This window comes from Coleofasciculaceae cyanobacterium, assembly GCA_036703275.1.
Taxonomy (GTDB): Bacteria; Cyanobacteriota; Cyanobacteriia; order Cyanobacteriales; family Xenococcaceae; genus Waterburya.
Genome location: DATNPK010000089.1, coordinates 125,266 through 143,416, shown reverse-complemented (window position 1 = coordinate 143,416; position 18,151 = coordinate 125,266). Strand labels below are relative to the sequence as shown.

Annotated in this window: 13 protein-coding genes; 7 read left to right on the top strand and 6 right to left on the bottom strand. The window is 41.0% G+C overall.

Annotated features, from left to right (window positions below; translation table 11 throughout):
* Positions 1-26: 26 nt before the first annotated feature.
* Genes V6C71_17245 through surE form a run of 3 tightly spaced genes read left to right on the top strand, consistent with a single transcriptional unit; the run spans position 27 to position 3,551 of the window.
* A complete protein-coding gene (locus V6C71_17245) occupies positions 27-1,481 on the top strand; it encodes a DUF2079 domain-containing protein (GenBank protein HEY9770208.1) in 1,455 nt (484 codons plus the stop codon).
* Positions 1,468-2,865, top strand: coding sequence for a DUF2079 domain-containing protein (locus V6C71_17240; protein HEY9770207.1), 1,398 nt, complete (start codon positions 1,468-1,470; stop codon positions 2,863-2,865). The genes V6C71_17245 and V6C71_17240 overlap by 14 nt, the downstream gene beginning before the upstream one ends.
* A 5-nt stretch (positions 2,866-2,870) precedes the next feature.
* Positions 2,871-3,551, top strand: coding sequence for a 5'/3'-nucleotidase SurE (gene surE / locus V6C71_17235; protein ID HEY9770206.1), 681 nt, complete (start codon positions 2,871-2,873; stop codon positions 3,549-3,551).
* On the opposite strand, the gene V6C71_17230 is transcribed toward surE, so the two are convergent.
* Both V6C71_17230 and V6C71_17225 read right to left on the bottom strand, forming a co-directional pair.
* A complete protein-coding gene (locus V6C71_17230; protein HEY9770205.1) occupies positions 3,541-4,044 on the bottom strand; it encodes a thioesterase family protein in 504 nt (167 codons plus the stop codon). The genes surE and V6C71_17230 overlap by 11 nt on opposite strands.
* A 124-nt stretch (positions 4,045-4,168) precedes the next feature.
* Complete coding sequence (locus tag V6C71_17225; GenBank protein HEY9770204.1) at positions 4,169-4,975, bottom strand: DUF2993 domain-containing protein; 807 nt, start codon at positions 4,973-4,975, stop codon at positions 4,169-4,171.
* Between the two features lie 765 nt (positions 4,976-5,740).
* On the opposite strand from V6C71_17225, the gene gap reads away from it, so the two are divergent.
* Complete coding sequence (gene gap / locus V6C71_17220; GenBank protein HEY9770203.1) at positions 5,741-6,778, top strand: type I glyceraldehyde-3-phosphate dehydrogenase; 1,038 nt, start codon at positions 5,741-5,743, stop codon at positions 6,776-6,778.
* A gap of 59 nt (positions 6,779-6,837) precedes the next feature.
* Here gap and V6C71_17215 read toward each other — a convergent pair whose 3' ends face one another.
* The gene (locus V6C71_17215) at positions 6,838-6,975 is read right to left on the bottom strand and encodes a hypothetical protein (GenBank protein HEY9770202.1); all 138 of its coding nucleotides are present in this window, start codon (positions 6,973-6,975) and stop codon (positions 6,838-6,840) included.
* Positions 6,976-7,006: 31 nt separating this feature from the next.
* On the opposite strand from V6C71_17215, the gene eno reads away from it, so the two are divergent.
* Positions 7,007-8,299 (top strand): phosphopyruvate hydratase, encoded by a 1,293-nt coding sequence (gene eno / locus V6C71_17210; GenBank protein ID HEY9770201.1) that lies wholly within the window; start codon positions 7,007-7,009, stop codon positions 8,297-8,299.
* 230 nt (positions 8,300-8,529) lie between these two features.
* The gene (locus V6C71_17205; protein HEY9770200.1) at positions 8,530-11,073 is read left to right on the top strand and encodes a glycogen/starch/alpha-glucan phosphorylase; all 2,544 of its coding nucleotides are present in this window, start codon (positions 8,530-8,532) and stop codon (positions 11,071-11,073) included.
* A 156-nt stretch (positions 11,074-11,229) separates the two neighbouring features.
* Here the strand turns inward: V6C71_17205 and V6C71_17200 are convergent, their stop codons facing one another.
* From V6C71_17200 to topA, 3 genes are all read right to left on the bottom strand, one after another.
* Positions 11,230-12,843 (bottom strand): alpha/beta hydrolase, encoded by a 1,614-nt coding sequence (locus V6C71_17200; protein ID HEY9770199.1) that lies wholly within the window; start codon positions 12,841-12,843, stop codon positions 11,230-11,232.
* Positions 12,844-12,938: 95 nt separating this feature from the next.
* Positions 12,939-13,562 carry a tetratricopeptide repeat protein gene (locus V6C71_17195; GenBank protein HEY9770198.1) on the bottom strand — a complete coding sequence of 208 codons (624 nt, stop codon included), beginning with the start codon at positions 13,560-13,562 and terminating at the stop codon, positions 12,939-12,941.
* Positions 13,563-13,593: 31 nt separating this feature from the next.
* Positions 13,594-16,278 carry a type I DNA topoisomerase gene (gene topA, locus V6C71_17190; GenBank protein ID HEY9770197.1) on the bottom strand — a complete coding sequence of 895 codons (2,685 nt, stop codon included), beginning with the start codon at positions 16,276-16,278 and terminating at the stop codon, positions 13,594-13,596.
* Between the two features lie 276 nt (positions 16,279-16,554).
* Between topA and V6C71_17185 the strand changes: the two genes are divergently transcribed.
* Positions 16,555-18,150 carry an NAD(P)H-quinone oxidoreductase subunit N gene (locus V6C71_17185; protein ID HEY9770196.1) on the top strand — a complete coding sequence of 532 codons (1,596 nt, stop codon included), beginning with the start codon at positions 16,555-16,557 and terminating at the stop codon, positions 18,148-18,150.
* Position 18,151: the final 1 nt, after the last annotated feature.

Genomic DNA, 18,151 nt, shown 5'->3' with positions numbered 1-18,151 from the left:
CATTTGTTAAGGATTATTAGTTATTAGTGAAAATTGCCCGTCTTGAGATAGTCAAAAATCGACATCAATCAGCTACTTTGTTCTTAGCTGGGTTGGTAGCGATCGCATCTTTGATTTTATTGGGTTTTAGTAGTCTACAGCTATGGCTGTTTCGTGCGGGGAATGATCTGGGCTTCTTCGATCAGCTAGTTTACTTGCTAAGTCGAGGACAAGCTCCTATTTCTACTCTTTTAGAAGGAGTGCATTTAGTTGGCGATCATGGAGCAGTCATTCTTTTTCCTTTAGCACTGCTATATGTAATTTATCCTAGCGTTTATTGGTTATTAGCAGTGCAGGCGATCGCTTTAGCCAGTGGTGCAATTCCGATTTATGCTTTAAGTCGTGAAAATGGTTTGTCAGTAAGATATGCCAAAGCAGTTGCTCTGTGTTATATTCTCTATCCCGCGATATTTAACATCAATTTTTATACGGAGTTTCGACCCGAAACTATTGCTGTACCTGCTTTACTTTGGGCGGTTTTAGCCGCAGTTAAAAAATCTTCTGAGCAATTAGCGATCGCCATTATTTTAGTTCTAAGCTGTAAGGAGGCGATGAGCCTCACTGTAATTGGCTTGGGGTTATGGCTAGCATTGCAGCAACGCTTAATCTATGGCTTGAGCTGTATTGTCGCTGGGGTAGTTTGGTTTAGCTTCGCTGCTGTTTACCTGATCCCTACTTTTCGTGGTGGGAATCAAATGGCGGGGACTTGGCACTATGAATCTTTGGGAACTTCCTTGACAGAAATTGCGGTCAAGGTAATGACTAATCCCCAAATTTTGTTGAGTCGGGCTTTAACAGGCGATCGCTTATTTTATTATTTACTGTTAATCTTGCCGATTTTACTCGGCTTACACTGGCGCAAAATCTCGGCAATTGTGCCTGCTTTACCGATGCTAGGATTAAACATTTTGGCTGATTTTCCGCGACAGCGAGATTTAATTCATCAGTATTCTTTGCCAATTATTCCGTTTTTATTTGTCTGGTTGATTGCGTCTTTGGCTTATTTGACCAAACGTCATCAAAGACAATGGCTGTCTAGACGTTTATTAATTACCTGGTCGCTTCTTGCTTGGCTGGCTTTGGCTAAATATGGTTATTTTTGGACTCGCTACGCACCTTTATTTGCTAACGTGGCTGCGGTTCAAGGTGCAGTTAACTCGGTTGAACCTGATGCCAAAGTTTTAACTTCAGGCTACATTGCACCTCATCTCAGTCACCGTTCCACGATTATGTTACTAGATAACGATCCTAATCTAGAAAGAGTAGCACAACACGGTATCGACACAGTATTGATTGCCCAGCAACATTTGGGCTTAGGTATTTCGCAGCAGGTAGCCGAGCGAACTATTGAGGACTTGTTAAAATCCTCTGAGTTTAACTTGGTTTACCAACAGCAAGATGTTTTTCTGTTCAAGAAAATAATTAACAATGCTTCTGGTTAAAAATAAGTCTCAGTTTTGGTTTCTCAGTTTGGCGATCGCTATTAGCACTTTAAGCTTATTTTTATGTAGCAGTGTACGCCATGCTTTGTTTCAATCAAGTTTCGATCTGGCTATCTTTGACAATGCTGTTTATTTAATTAGTCAAGGAGAGAAACCCTTCGTTGCTTTTAGAGGTCTGCATATTTTAGGCGATCATGCAGCCTGGATCATTTATCCTCTTGCCCTGCTGTATCAGATTTATCCTGACATTCATTGGCTATTTTTTATTCAGGCGTTGTCTTTGAGTTTGGGTGCATTGCCTTTGTGGCATCTGAGTCGTGCATCGGGCTTAAGCTTAACCCAAAGCAATACACTGGCGTTAGTCTATTTGCTGTATCCCGCAATTTTTAACGTCAATCTTTTTGATTTTCATCCTGAAGTTATTGCCGTACCCGCTATTTTTGGTGCCATCTTGGCAGTAAAGCTGAAGCGAATTTGGTGGTTTGTTACGGCAATTATTTTAATTTTAAGCTGTAAAGCCGTTTTAGCTTTGAGTGCGATCGCCATGGGGTTATGGCTGTTGCTCTCATCCAAATCCAGGTACAAATATGGCATTATTGCTATTGTATTGGGCTGCGCTTGGTTTGCGATCGCCACTCAATTGATTATTCCCGCCTTTAGTGGAGCTGAAGCTGCTGCGGTTGACCGCTATAGTTATCTTGGGGATTCAGTACTAGATATAGCCAAAAATTTGCTGATTAAGCCAAATTTAGTCTTAGGCAAAATTTTTTCGCCCTCTACCTTTGGTTATCTTCTTTTGCTAGCCGTGCCTGTCTGCTGGGGCTTATCAGCCCAACACTTGATGCCTATTGTCGGCGCACTGCCAATTTTACTGATTAATATTCTTTCTGAAAGTCCTGCTCAACGTAATTTAGTACATCAGTATTGTTTGCCGATTATTCCTTGGCTGTTTGTGATGCTAATTATGGCGATGAGCAGTAAGCACGTCTGGTTTAAAAGCCAGCGCCAGATTTTGATTTGGTCGGTAGTGGCTTGGTTGGCTTTGGCAAAATATGGTTATTTTGGTAGTATTTATCTACAAACCTGGGATACTTGGGGAGCAACCAAAACGGCGATCGCTCTAGTTGACAGTTCAGGGGGAGTATTAACCACAAGCGATATTGCACCACATCTTACTCATCGTTCGCTCTTGGGGTTGACCAGTGATGACTTAAATTATGAAGAATTAGGAAAATTTAAATATATCCTGCTTAATTTACGCCATCCTGGTTGGGGAAGCTCGCTTAAAATAGCTGAAGCTCTTTTGACTAAACTGAAGCAAACATCAAAGTTTCAGCTAAAGTTTCAACAAGACGATGTATTTTTATTTACTAGAATTCCTTGAAACCAATGACAATTATCCTCACTAACGACGATGGCATTGATGCGCCTGGGATTCGCGCTTTGCAACAGGCTGTGACCATGAGAGAAACTACCATTGTCGCTCCTAAACAAGCACATTCTGGCTGTGGACATCAGGTTACAACTCATCGAGGCATAGAGCTAGAAAAAAGGTCGGCTAGGGAATATGCTGTAAACGGTACTCCTGTTGATTGTACTCGGATCGCTATTACGCAGATAGCCACAAACACCAAGCTAGTTTTGTCGGGCATTAACGCAGGAGGAAACTTAGGAATAGATGTTTATATTTCTGGTACGGTAGCTGCGGTAAGAGAAGCTGCTATTCATGGTATTCCTGGAGTGGCGATCTCTCACTGGATTAAAAGCCCTTTAATTATTGATTGGGAGGTAGCGACTCGTTGGACTAGTCGGGTATTACAAGATTTATTGCCTCGTCCTCTGCCACCAGGTAGCTTTTGGAACGTCAATTTACCCCATCTCGAGCCAAATCGACCAGAACCCAAAATTATTTTGTGTGAATCAAGTACTGCTCCTCTACCAGTAGATTATCGAGCCCAAGGAGATACTTATCATTATCAAGGAGAATATGCCAAGCGCGATCGCCATCCTGGGACAGATGTGGATATTTGTTTTGGTGGCAATATCGCTGTGACCCTGATTAAGCTGTAATATGCTTGACTAAAGCATCTTGAACCTGAGATGGTAGTTGACGCATAATTTTGCCTTTTTCTCGATCTACTGCCACTAGAATAACTTTTCCTGTCAGAAATAATTCTTGTCGATCGCACGACTGTATTTCATAATCCCAGTTGATGCGCACTCCTTTACTTTCTACCAGACGTGCTTTAACTATTGCTGATACTCCCAGATGAATTGGCAAATGATAGCGCAGAGAAAGCTCTACTACTGGCAGATCGCAACCCATGGCAACCAAATCGGCAAATCCAATCCCAATCGTTTGCAGGTACTCGACTCTAGCTTCTTCCATCCAGGTCAAATATGTACCGTGCCAAACAACGCCTGCATAATCTGTATGATGCGGTTGAGCTTTGACTGGATACTCAAACCATCTTTGAGTTTTTGCCTGTAAACCTGGATCTGTCTCAATCGCCAAGGTTGGTAATTTTGGTAATTGAGGAGGTTGCTTTTCTCGATCTGTCACTTGCTTATACTCCTGATTTTATAGTTCCAGTAGTCGTTTAGATTATTCTAAAACTTTAGAACCATAAGTTTAGCCGTCAACAATAACTAGTGACTAGTTACTTATTCGCTCTACTAGATAGCGGTTAAGTCTGATTTATTTTTGAAGCGACAGATTCGAGCGATTGAGTTATGGAATTAGGTAGTCTTTTTACCTGAGCATTTCCCTGTAAAATAAGTTTTTGAGCTTTAACCTCAACGCCAGTTATGTTAAGAGCTAAATCAGCATTGCTAAAGTCACGCAGATAAAGTAAAGCACTAATTTTGCTCATTATTGCGACTGTCTCGTCTAAATCTAAGGTCTGATTTTCTAAATACCGACCACCATTAAACTTGATTACTTTTATTATTGTGCCATCTCGGCAAACCTGGAGCGCAATTTCAAATCTGGCTATTTTAATTTGCTGTTCTCGATTGAGGACAATCGTAGTTACCAAAGATAGATGACCATCGTCTTTTAAATGGCATTTGGCTTGTTCAATATAAAAATTTGCTGACTGTGGTGTAACTTCTAAAGATAAGTTTTGTAAGAGGATTTTGACATATTCGGAATTTAATAGGCGATCGCAATCTGATTCAGTAAAGATGATTTTGACCTTAAAGTTGCCAGGCTGTTCAAAAGAAATTTTGCCGAGGAGCGCTTGAGCTATGTTGAGCGACAAATTGTCACTGGTAATATCTATTTGCTCTAACTGAATATCTTGGACAGCAATAATCTTTTCTCCAATAATTTTTAGAGAGTTTACTTCTCCATGAATTATTTGTGAAGTTTCGCTATCTACTTCAACCTCAACATTTTTAGCTGACTCTATTTGACTGGCGATCGCAGCTTCAGCAGCTTTATTTATCACTGTTTTCTGAAAATCGAAATTATCGTTAGATTTGTTATTCATGATCGATCCAGATCGACGGACGTATTTAACTTAATTGGAAAATTACAGTAAATAGTTTTAAGCAACTAAGTATCTATAGGTATCTATAGCTTATCAGCTTTCCCCTCTCTGAGTTCTCTTGAAAGCAACGTTTGAAACTGAGCAACTTTTATTAGTTATTTTAGCTTGAGTTTTTTTTAGAGAGATTATGTCAATAAATATAAATAGTTTGATTAAATCGAAGAGCGAATTAACTTAATATTTTATAGTTACTCAAGTTTTTGATATCTGCGCAATTTTTAAAGATGCTTGACATTTTGCCCAACTCAAGAAATTTTTACTTTAAACCGCAAAATTCAATAATAATTAACTCGAAAAATAGTGTAATCAAACCTGATTTAAAAATTAGTCAGAACATCCAGACAATCGAAAAATGCTAAGAATAAATGGATTTATAAATTTTGCTTAATAAAAAAGACTAAATATTTACCGAAATTATCGTTGAAATTGTAATAAAGTGTTTTTAATCTCACTATTGAAGAAGTTGTTTGGCAATTACAATAAGCCACAATTTTTAAACAAAATAGTCAAAAGATGATTAAAAAAGTAAAGACTTTTTCAGTCTGAAAATTAATTTTTTCTTAACAAACTAGACGTTTAAAAAATTAGCTTTTATCGATTTAATAAAAGTTAAGCCCGACCCAAGAAAATATAGAACGGTAAGGTTGGGGCAAAAGAGTATTTATCGATCGCACCCAATAATTTAAATAATTTCAAGGAGTAATAATGGCAACCGTCAAAGTAGCGATTAACGGTTTTGGACGCATTGGCAGATTAGTATTCCGCGCTGGATTAGACAATCCCCAAATAGAATTTGTCTGTATTAACGATCTAGTTCCCGCAGAAGCGATCGCTTATCTTCTCAAGTATGATTCTACTCATGGTCGTTTTTCGGGTAGTGTTGAAGCCCAAGATAACGCTATTGTAGTCAACGGCAAGCATATTCCCTGTATCTCAGTCAGAAATCCAGAAGAATTGCCCTGGGCAGAATATCAGGTAGATTATGTGGTTGAATCTACAGGATTGTTTACCACTTATGAAGGAGCATCCAAACATTTAACCGCAGGAGCGAAAAGAGTGGTAATTTCAGCTCCGACTAAAGATCCCGAGCGAGTAAAAACCTTGCTAGTAGGAGTCAATCACGACAGTTTTGATCCCCGAGTCGATGAGATCGTTTCTAACGCTAGCTGTACGACTAATTGTTTAGCCCCCATCGCCAAGGTAATTAACGATAACTTTGGCTTAAAAGAAGGCTTGATGACCACCATCCACGCGATGACGGCCACTCAACCCACAGTAGACGGATTTAATAAAAAAGACTTACGTTCAGGACGTAGTGCAGCTCAAAACATCATCCCTGCATCTACAGGGGCAGCTAAAGCTGTAGCCTTGGTTTTACCAGAGCTAGCAGGAAAATTAACGGGCATGGCAATGCGCGTGCCAACTCCTGATGTATCGGTGGTGGATCTTACTTTCCGCACCGAACAAGCCACCAGCTATGATGAAATCTGTCGCGCCATGGAAGCGGCAGCATTAGGCGAGATGAAAGGAGTTTTGGGCTATACTACCGAGCCTGTAGTTTCTACAGACTTTACGGGCGATCCCCACTCTAGTATTTTTGATGCCAGTGCAGGTATGGAGCTAAACAGCAACTTCTTTAAAGTTGTAGCTTGGTATGACAACGAATGGGGTTATTCTAATCGAGCAATCGATCTAATTTTGGCAATGGTAGCTAAAGAAACAGAAATACTAGCTACGGCATAAGCTTAAATTATTTTAGAAATAAGGGTCAAGCGGAATTTTTTTATTCTCATGCCTAATGTCTAAATTTCTGTTAAAAGTGCGCGATCGCGATTCAAAGCAACTGCTTGACTCTGGGTCGCATCGCCATCTTCAATACACAAAGTTCCCCGTACTGTCACCAAAAAAGATATATTAATTTTCGCCTGGATATCGATCAAGACATAAAATTTACTAGTTTAAGGAGAATTGATGCTGAACCAATCAGAAGCCGTAATTGAAGCGATCGCTGCCAGAGAAATCCTCGATTCTCGTGGTCGTCCAACCATTGAAGCAGAGGTACGTCTAGAGACTGGAGTTGTGGGATTGGCTCAAGTGCCTAGTGGCGCATCTACAGGTAGTTTTGAAGCTTATGAACTAAGAGATGGCGATAAAAATCGCTACGGAGGCAAAGGAGTTTTAATTGCAGTCCGTAACGTCAAGGAAAAAATTACTCCCGAACTCTTAAATGTGGATGCCTTAGAACAAGAAACCGTAGATCGGATTATGATTGAGCGTGACGGTTCACCCAACAAAAAGAATTTGGGAGCAAACGCCATTCTAGCGGTATCTTTAGCCACAGCTAAAGCTGCTGCGGAAGAGGTTGAACTACCTTTATATCGTTATTTAGGCGGGCCATTATCGAATGTACTGCCAGTGCCAATGATGAACGTGATTAACGGCGGGTCACACGCAGACAACAATGTAGACTTTCAAGAGTTTATGATTATGCCTGTGGGGGCAGATTCTTTCAAAGAGGCATTACGCTGGGGAGCAGAAGTATTTGCCACCCTGAGCAAGGTATTAGGCGAGAAAGGTCTTTTATCTGGAGTGGGAGACGAGGGAGGCTATGCGCCCAACTTGGGTTCAAATCAGGAAGCTTTAGACCTACTGATTATGGCTATTGAAAAATCTGGCTATAAGCCAGGAGAGGAAATTGCTTTGGCAATGGATGTGGCTGCCAGCGAATTTTATCAAGACGGGAAGTATACCTATGATGGTGAAGCTCATTCCCCTGAAGAATTTATTAGCTACATAGCGGAGTTGGTTGAAAAATATCCGATTATTTCGATTGAAGACGCGCTGCATGAAGATGATTGGGATAGCTGGAAAACTTTAACCGAAAAACTGGGTTCAAAGATTCAGCTTGTGGGAGATGACCTGTTTGTGACCAATAAAACCAGGTTGCAGAAGGGCATTGATTTAAAGGTGGGTAACGCCATCTTAATCAAACTAAATCAAATTGGTACGCTGACTGAAACCCTCGAAACAATCGATCTGGCTACTCGTAGTGGCTATCGTTCCGTAATTAGCCATCGCTCTGGCGAAACTGAAGATACGACCATTGCCGATTTAGCGGTTGCTACCCGCGCTGGACAGATTAAAACTGGCTCACTTTGCCGTAGTGAAAGGGTTGCCAAATACAATCGTCTGTTGCGAATTGAAGAAGAATTAGGCGATCGCGCGGTATATGCTGGCACAGTTGGGTTAGGTCCAAAAGGCTAATATCAATTCTTAGTTTCTCAACCAAAAATTAAGGCTTGGGTCTTTATCAGCCTTTGATCCCAATTCTAGTAGTACTCTATAAACAGCCAGATCGAAATTAGACATGGCAGTATAGAAGTGAATTATACAAAATTGGACTTAGACAGCGTTTGCCCTGGTGCGATTTTGTCATCAAAATGCCTGTCTATGCCACCAGCAATTATTTATCCAAACATCATCTTTAGGGAAATATGGACATAAAAACTTCTCAAAAGCTTGGTCAAAACCATACTGGTAGTAATTTGGCTAATCCGACGATTCAAGTAGAAGACGATCGCACAGGAATGAGCATAGAGACTCTAAAACGAGCCTTTAATGACAACTTATTTTATGTTCAGGGGAAAGACGAATCTACGGCTACACTTCATGATTACTATCAGGCATTAGCCTTCACAGTCAGAGATCGTTTACTCCATCGTTTTATCAAGACTGGACGCACCTACTATACAGAAGACGTTAAGGTCGTTTCTTATTTCTCTGCCGAGTTTTTAATGGGTCGCCATTTGGAAAACAACCTGATTTCTCTTGGTATCTACGAAAAAATGCGCCAGGTAGTAGGAGAATTCAATTTAGATATCGAAGAGCTAGTAGAAGAAGAACCCGATCCAGGCTTGGGTAACGGCGGTTTAGGTAGACTGGCTGCTTGTTTCCTTGATTCTTTAGCTAACTTAGAAATTCCCGCCATTGGTTATGGTATTCGCTACGAATTTGGCATTTTTCATCAGGCTTTAAGGGACGGCTGGCAAGCAGAAATTCCCGATAACTGGCTGATGTTTAAAAATCCTTGGGAAATAGCTCGTCCCGAAGATTCAGTCGAGATCAAGCTAGGGGGACATACCGAAAGCTATCGTGATGAACAAGGACACAACCGCGTGAGCTGGATTTGCGATCGCAAGGTAAAAGCCGTTCCTTACGATACACCTGTGGCAGGCTATCGCACTAATACCGTAAACTCCTTGCGCCTCTGGAAAGCTGAAGCTAGTGAACAATTTAACTTCGAGGCGTTCAATGCAGGTAACTATGACCGCGCCGTAGCCGAAAAAATGAGTTCGGAAACTATCTCTAAGGTACTGTATCCCAACGATAATACTCCCCAAGGTAAAGAGCTACGCCTAGCACAGCAATATTTCTTTGTTTCTGCTTCGCTGTATGATTTGATTCGCATTCATTTAAACGTTCATCCCGACCTAAGTAACTTCCACGAACGGGCGGCAATTCAACTCAATGATACTCATCCCGCAGTAGCGGTAGCAGAATTAATGCGCCTGTTGGTTGATGAACACGGCATGGACTGGGATCAGGCTTGGGACATTACTCAAAAAACCTTGGCATACACTAACCACACTCTACTACCAGAAGCGTTAGAAAGATGGTCAGTTAGTTTATTTGGTCGAATGTTGCCAAGACACATCGAGATTATCTACGAAATTAATCACCGTTTTCTAGAAGATATTCGCACCTGGTTTCCTGACGATGAAGATTTAGCTTCTGAGCTTTCCATTATTGAAGAAGGAGCAGACAAAAAAGTTCGGATGGCAAACCTTGCCTGCGTTGGTAGCCATGCCATCAACGGCGTTGCCGCCCTACACACCAAGCTGCTGCAAAAATATACTCTTCAGGGTTTTGCCAAATTGTGGCCCGAAAAATTCTTTAATAAAACTAACGGGGTTACTCCTCGTCGCTGGATCTTGCTCAGCAATCCTCGACTAGCAAAGCTGGTTACGGAAAAAAGTCAAAGTGACTCTTGGTTGAAAAACTTAGACGAGATGCGAGTATTAGAAAAATTTACCGACGATCCCGAATTTTGTCAGCAATGGCGAGAAATTAAGCGTCAAAACAAAATTAACCTGGCAGCGCAAATTAAGAAAACTAAAAATATTGACGTTAACGTTGATTCCATTTTTGATGTTTTAGTCAAGCGAATTCACGAATACAAACGTCAGCATTTAATGGTGCTGCATATTATTACTCTCTACAACCGCATCAAAGAAAATCCCAATATCGATATTGTGCCTCGTACCTTTATCTTTGGTGGGAAAGCTGCCCCTGGTTATTTTATGGCCAAGCTAATTATCAAATTTGCTAACGCGGTAGGAGAAGTAGTCAACAAAGATCCCGATGTCAGAGGACGTTTAAAAGTAGTCTTTTTGCCCAATTTTAATGTTTCTTTGGGTCAAAAAATCTATCCAGCTGCGGACTTATCCGAGCAAGTTTCTACCGCTGGTAAAGAGGCTTCGGGTACGGGAAATATGAAGTTTGCCATGAATGGTGCATTGACTATTGGTACTTTAGATGGGGCTAACATTGAAATCCGTGAAGAAGCTGGGGAAGAGAACTTTTTCTTGTTTGGTTTGACAGCCGAGGAAGTTTATCAAATGAAGGCAGATGGGTACGATCCAATGTCGTATTACAATAGCAACGAGGGATTAAAGGCAGTAATCGATCGCGTTGCTAACGGATACTTCAGTCACGGTGATACCAAGCTATTTAAACCGATTGTTGACTCTTTACTCTTTGACGATCCCTATATGTTGCTGGCAGATTATCAAGACTACATCGACTGTCAGGAGCGAGTTTCTGAGACGTACAAAGATCGAGATCGATGGACTAAGATGTCGATTCTCAATTCCGCACGGATGGGTAAATTTTCTAGCGATCGCACTATTAAAGAATACTGTGAACAAATTTGGGATGTAGAGTCAGTTCAAATTAATTTAGACGCATACAATAACTAGCACCAGCTAGTCGAATCTTATTCAAGCTAACAATGCGACTATAGATTAATAGATTAATTTAATTAATTAAACAGATGTCTTAAAATAAGGCATCTTTTTTTATAGCCCAGAATCAACCTGAAGCATTTAAATAAGAATTACCCAGATTGTCTTGGTCTAGTTGTTAATGATTTCTTCCAGTTGAGCTGTAGTTAAGAAACGAATAATTGATAATTCAAAGACATCGTTGCTGAGTTGGTTCGAGCGATCGCTTTGTAAATAGGTTTGATATTCTGGTTGTTGAGCCAGATAAACTTTAAAAAAAGCAGTGCTTAAAGTTTTTAAAGCAGGATGCGCCGAAGTTGGACTAGGCCCGACAACTGTATTGGGGATCGGTAAAACCCCTAAACCCTCTTGCAAAAAACTAAAGTGTGTTCCTGGTTTAAACAACACCAGATATTTATCTAAATCCCCATCTAACCAGCTAAACGGTCTAATTTGTTCGGTAACAGGCGGCATGATTAAATCATTTGTTCCCGAAACTAGCATAGTGGGTACTTGGATCGAACTCATTCCAGCTTTACCAAAAATTTTTCCCATCGGATTGATGGCGATAACCGCCTTGATTCTGGGATCTTTTAACTGGATGCGAGGCTGATTTAATTCATTTAAAGTACATTTGGCTAAAGAAGATAAATCTAATAGGACATCGCGATAATTTTCTGGTTCGCACTCTGTGGCCGTTTGGTCAGCAATTAATTCTCCTCCAGCTAAAGCTAGAGAGGTATAACCGCCAAAAGATTGACCAATTATTCCTACCTGTTGCAGATTAATTTTGGATTCTGATTCTAATTTATCGAGAGCATATTTTACATCCAAAGGCTGATCGATTAAATTATTTGGTTCGGGAAATCGCTCCTGTCCCGCTAAAAATCGATCAAACTTGTTCAGACTAATATCATCATGTTCAATTACAGCTACAGCGAAGCCATGGGAAACTAAATGTTTGGCTAAATAAGCAAAGGTAAGACGGTTAGAAGCTACACCATGAGAAATAACTATTAGGGAAACAGGTTGCTTTGTTGATGGCTGATAAAGATCGAAATATCCTGGATTGGGGCGACGAGGATTATTGTAGGTAATGGTTTGTTTGTTCCAAGTGTATTTTCCTGAAATTTTAAGATCTGGTAGCCGATTGAGTTCTGTATGATGATTATTTGCGCCTTGCCGATGCTCATCATCGGCAAACCAAGTTTGGTTAATTGCTTCGCGATTTGAAGCGAGTGCCGTCCCTAGTTGGATGTATTGAGTCAACACTTTCAAATCCAGATAAACTGTTGACAAAGGAAATTGGCGTAGTAAATTGATGATCGTTAATCCTCGATCATCAAAGGCAGCAGCAATAATTGCTCCTCTTAAAGCATAAAAACCATTACGTTCAATATCGCCTCTAATACCTTTGCCAAAATTCTTGATAACCGCTTCTCCAATACTAGAATTGCTAAATTTAGCAATAGTTAGAGGATCGAACTCTAGGGGAGTAGACAAGATCTCAGGCAGCCTTGCTAGTTGCTCTGGTGGCAAGCGATCTAAATAGTAAGCAAGTTCGGCAGATATTTCCCCTTGATTGGCAAAGGCTTCGAGATCTTCAACCTTAATATCAAACTGACCCAAGGGCGGAAAATTAAATGCAATTCTTTCTGCTGCGGCGACTGAAAAGGAAAAAAAGACCGAAGAAACGCCTAAAACCAAAGAAATAAGACCAGACCTAATATTTTGAGCAATTACCACCGAATTTAATTGATTTATTCAATAGAGCTATTTTTTAGTTTAGAAAATTATTAGTTGTTAGTTGTTAGTTGTTAGTTGTTAGTTGTTAGTTGTCACTAAAAATCCTGATTAGCTTTTTGTTTTATATCTGTGCCAAAGTGTTGAATTAGTCTGTTTGCTGTTTTATATCCTTCGCGATCGCCTTGTTGAGCAAACAAATCTCTGGCTGTGCGTAGATCTAGCATGGCTTGAGCATCTCCTCCTCGATCGCCAATGACTTGGGTAATTTGGTAATTGAAGCCTCGATAATCAGCGATTTGATAGCTAGACCCCAAATTTAAAGCGATTCCTCCTCGATGTAGGTATGCCCAGGCATGATTTGGATCTCTTAGAATTGCATCGTCAAAGTCGCGAACCGCAGCCTGTCTGTCTGATAACTTAACAAGAATTAAACCACGTTGATAATAGAAATCTGCTTCGTTGGGATTAAGCTGAATAGCTTGACTAAGATCGGCGAGCGCTCCTCGGTAGTCTTGCACCTCGGCTTTAGCTTTTCCTTGCTGAGACAGTTTTGTCGCCTGGTTAACAGTTTCTCTGGGTATGGAAGTCGGGGAATAAATATTTTGCGCTGTGGCTATGGGGGTTAAAGTGCTGAAAAATAAGACAATTTCTAGACTGGCGACGCCTGCGACTAATTGCGTAATCGCTAAAAGAATTTTTGCCGTAATTTTTAAGGACATATTGTTATTATTCTCCTCGACTTCTGACTTCTTAAGAAGCTTCTTTCTTAGCCGTAGTTTTCTTCTTGGCAGTACTAGTTTTTTTCCTAGCCGTAGTTTTTTTCTTAGCCGTAGTTTTTCTAGTGGTTTTCTTTTTAGTCGCTGCTTTTTCGGCTAATAACTCTAGAGCTTTTTCTAAAGTCATACCTTCTACAGTTTCGTCTTGAGGTAAACCAGCATTAACTTTGCCATGCTTGACATAGTTACCGTAAGGACCTTGATAAATATTGACTGGCTCTTTATCTTCAGGATGTGCGCCTAATTCCCGCAGGGGTGTCTTTTTGCTGCCTCCGCGACCGCGTTTTGGTTCTGCCAGTAGCTCTAAAGCCCTTTCTAGAGTTACGGTTAAGACATCATCTTCTTTTTTGAGCGAGCGATAATCTCGCTGTAGTTTAGTGTCTTCTGGCCCTTTAAATTCATGAACTACATAAGGGCCAAAACGTCCTAATGCCGCTTTAATTTTGCCTCCTGTAGCGGGATGCTGTCCTAATAAACGGGGAAGTAACAATAAGCCCACCGCCATTTCTAGAGTTACGTCATCCTTAGTAGCATTTGTTTTGCTATCTTTTTTGGGAATCGAACTCATTTTTGGCTTAGGATTATCATCGGTTTTGTCACCCAGCTGTACATAAGGGCCGTATTTACCAATTTTAAAATAAATTGGTTCGCCCGTTTCGGGATGCAGACCAATTTTTTCAGGTCCTTCCTTCTTCTGGCGAATTAAAGCTTCAATTTGCTCTGGGTTTAGATCCGCAGGGGTTAAATCGTCGGGAATCGAAACTTTGAGGACTTCTGTTTCTCCCTCATCATTAGTTATTTCAATATAAGGACCATATTTGCCGATACGAACCGTAGCGTCGAGGTTTTCTAAGTGAATGGTTTTGGCGATCGCTGGTTCGATTTGATCATTTTTGACATCAATTTGAGTTTTTAGACCTGTTTCTCCTTTATAGAACTGCTTGAGATAGGGAATCCACTCGGCCCCACCACGGGCAATTTCATCCAAAGTTTGCTCCATTTTGGAAGTAAACTCTGTATCAACTAGATCGGGGAAGTGTTCTTCTAACAGGGCAGTCACCGCAAAAGCGGTAAAGGTAGGAATTAAAGCCTTGCCACGCATCTGAACATAACCGCGATCGATGATTGTGCCAATAACGCTAGCGTAGGTACTAGGGCGACCAATACCTTCTTTTTCAAGAGTTTTAACCAAAGATGCCTCGGTATATCTAGCGGGAGGTTGAGTTTCATGTCCGATCGCTTCTAATTCTTTACACTCGGGGCGATCGCCTTTTTTCAAAGCAGGTAAAAGTACTTCTCGATCTTCTAAAGCTGCATCTGGATTATCCGAACCTTCGACATAGGCGCGGAAGAAGCCTGGAAACTCGATTCGCTGACCGTTGGCGCGAAAAACCGCATTTTCTACGCTCACATCAACCGCAATTTGAGTCAGTTGGGCATCTGCCATCTGACAAGCAACAGTCCGTTTCCAGATTAAATCATACAGCTTAAATTCGCGGTCTTTAAGCTTGGTTTCTTTTGGTGTACGGAAACTTTCCCCAGCCGGACGAATTGCTTCGTGCGCCTCCTGTGCGCCTTTGCTGCTAGTGCTGTATTGACGAGATTTAGGACTGAGATAGTCCTTGCCATACATTTGTTCTACACAGTTACGGGCAGCCGCGATCGCCTGTTTAGATAAATGGACTGAATCTGTCCGCATATAGGTAATAAATCCCTTTTCGTAGAGTTTTTGGGCTACTCCCATAGTTTCTCTAGCAGAGATACCGAATTTACGATTAGATTCTTGCTGTAGGGTAGAGGTAGTAAAAGGAGGAGAAGGACGGCGTTTGGAAGCTTTTTCTTCACGATTAGTAACTGTCCAAGTCTTGTCAATTATTCGCTCTTTGAGCTTATTGGCTTCAGTTTCGTTGAGCAATACAACGTCTCGACCTTCAGCAATTTTTCCTGTATCTGAGTCGAAGTCGCTACCAGTAGCTAGCCTTTTGCCATCGAGGGTAATTAGCTTTGCTTCAAAAGGTTTTTTGTTTTGTTCCAAGTCGGCTTTGAGATCCCAGTAACCACCAGATTGGAATGCTCGGCGTTCTCTTTCTCTGGCTACAGTTAAGCGCACTGCTACAGATTGAACTCTACCTGCGGATAAACCCCAGGATATTTTTTTCCACAGCAAAGGCGAGACAGTATAGCCCACCAAACGATCTAAAATGCGTCGCGTCTCTTGTGCATGGACTAAATCTTGGTCTACCTCACGACAGTCTAGTAATGCCCTTTGGATCGCTTCTTTAGTGATTTCATGAAACACCATGCGTTTTACCGGCACTTTAGGCTTAAGAATCTCTAATAAATGCCAGCTAATGCTTTCTCCTTCGCGGTCTTCGTCTGTCGCCAGAATCAATTCATCTGCGGTCTTTAAAGCAGTTTTTAATTCTCTGACTATCTTCTTTTTTTTCTCTGGAACGACATAAATCGGCTGAAACTTATCTTCTATATTAATTCCCAAAGTTGCCCATTCCTTGTCTTTGTAGGCAGGGGGAATTTCTTTGGCAGAGGGGGGCAAATCTCGAACATGACCCATAGATGCCTCAACCTGATAGCCAGAAGGCAGATAGTTACGAATAGTACGCGCTTTTGTAGGAGACTCGACAATAACTAATGTTGACATAGAGATGAAGTTAACGAAAGTTTAATAGCAGGAGTTAATTTTTAATAGAGATTTATTTTCTAATCTATAGTTATAATCCCTCAAACGACAAACATCTTTTTTGTTGAGGTGTTGTTTTCACCATAACCAAGATTTGCGAAAAGTTGATGCTCGGTTTATTAAAAAGCCAAAACATAATAAGCTGAAACAGAATAAAGATAGAGAGTTACAATCCTTTGTATAGCTCTTACAGCAATTTTTCAATTGTATCTATATCTGACAATACCTAAAAACTCTATGGATTTTTCTAGCAGCGTAGCCTCTCAGCTTCATGCAGCGACAATTTGGCCTGAGGGCATTGTCATTATTACTATAATGGCTGTTTTAGTAGGCGATTTAATCTTTGGGCGTAGTTCCTCCTGGTGGTTGCCGTATCTGGCGATCGCAGGCTTATTTACAACTCTCGTAGCTCTCTTTTTTCAGTGGAACAACCCTGAGGCGATCGCCTTTTTAGGCTCGTTTAATGGTGACAATCTTAGCATTGTCTTTCGCGGGATTGTCGCTCTCTCTGCAATGGTCACTATCCCGATGTCTATTCGCTATATTCAGCAGTCGGGAACATCTTTGGCAGAATTCATCGCAATTATGCTTACCGCTACCTTAGGGGGAATGTTCCTTTCTGGGGCAAATGAGCTGACGATGGTGTTTATCTCTCTAGAGATGTTGAGTATCTCTTCTTACCTGATGACGGGCTACATGAAGCGCGATCCTCGTTCTAACGAAGCTGCGCTGAAGTATTTGCTGATTGGTGCTGCCAGTTCCGCAATTTTCCTTTATGGAATGTCATTACTTTATGGTTTGTCTGGGGGAGAAACAAATCTTAATGCGATCGCTAGTAAAGTTACAGCCATCAACGGCGTACAGTCTTTGGGTTTAGCGATTTCTTTGGTATTTGTTATTGCAGGTATTGCTTTTAAAATCTCGGCAGTTCCCTTCCACCAGTGGACACCAGACGTTTATGAAGGTTCACCCACTCCCGTAGTGGCTTTCCTGTCTGTTGGTTCAAAAGCAGCGGGTTTTGCTCTCGCTATTCGCCTGATGGTAACTGCTTTTGGTTCGCTAACCGAACAGTGGCACTTTATCTTTACTGCCCTGGCAATTCTCAGTCTAATATTGGGTAACGTGGTAGCCCTAGCGCAAACTAGCATCAAGCGAATGTTGGCATATTCATCCATCGCCCAAGCTGGCTTTGTGATGATTGGTCTGATTGCTGGTACTGATAATGGTTACTCCAGCATGATCTTTTACCTGTTTATCTATTTATTTATGAACCTGGGAGCGTTTACCTGTATTATTCTGTTCTCTCTGCGTACAGGTACAGATCAAATTGGTGAATATGCAGGTTTATATCAAAAAGATCCCTTACTAACTCTTTGCTTGAGCATCTGCTTACTTTCTTTGGGCGGTATTCCCCCGATGGCTGGCTTCTTCGGTAAGATTTATCTATTTTGGGCAGGTTGGCAAGCTGGGCTTTATGGCTTAGTCTTACTTGGTTTAATCACCAGCGTTATCTCGATTTACTACTACATCCGCGTCGTTAAAATGATGGTAGTGAAAGAACCCCAGGAAATGTCCGAGTCGGTTAAAAACTACCCGACTATCAACTGGAAGCTTCCAGGCATGCGACCTTTACAAGTAGGTCTTGTAGCTTCAGCAATTATTACTTCCTTAGCTGGAATTTTATCTAATCCTTTGTTTACCTTGAGCAGTAATTCTGTTGCTACTACGCCAATATTGCAATCGGCGATTATTACTCAAGAAATACAAATACCTCAAAGCAAAGTTCAAGTCTCGACAGTGAAAGATTTGATTAATCAACAATCAACTAATTAAT

Bases quoted from the DNA above. Each gene is read 5' to 3' on its own strand.
- V6C71_17240 (HEY9770207.1), top strand. From the start codon at position 1,468: ATGCTTCTGGTTAAAAATAAGTCTCAGTTTTGGTTTCTCAGTTTGGCG.
- surE (HEY9770206.1), top strand. From the start codon at position 2,871: ATGACAATTATCCTCACTAACGACGATGGCATTGATGCGCCTGGGATT.
- V6C71_17195 (HEY9770198.1), bottom strand. From the start codon at position 13,562: ATGTCCTTAAAAATTACGGCAAAAATTCTTTTAGCGATTACGCAATTA.
- topA (HEY9770197.1), bottom strand. From the start codon at position 16,278: ATGTCAACATTAGTTATTGTCGAGTCTCCTACAAAAGCGCGTACTATT.
- gap (HEY9770203.1), top strand. From the start codon at position 5,741: ATGGCAACCGTCAAAGTAGCGATTAACGGTTTTGGACGCATTGGCAGA.
- V6C71_17185 (HEY9770196.1), top strand. From the start codon at position 16,555: ATGGATTTTTCTAGCAGCGTAGCCTCTCAGCTTCATGCAGCGACAATT.
- eno (HEY9770201.1), top strand. From the start codon at position 7,007: ATGCTGAACCAATCAGAAGCCGTAATTGAAGCGATCGCTGCCAGAGAA.
- V6C71_17225 (HEY9770204.1), bottom strand. From the start codon at position 4,975: ATGAATAACAAATCTAACGATAATTTCGATTTTCAGAAAACAGTGATA.
- V6C71_17205 (HEY9770200.1), top strand. From the start codon at position 8,530: ATGGACATAAAAACTTCTCAAAAGCTTGGTCAAAACCATACTGGTAGT.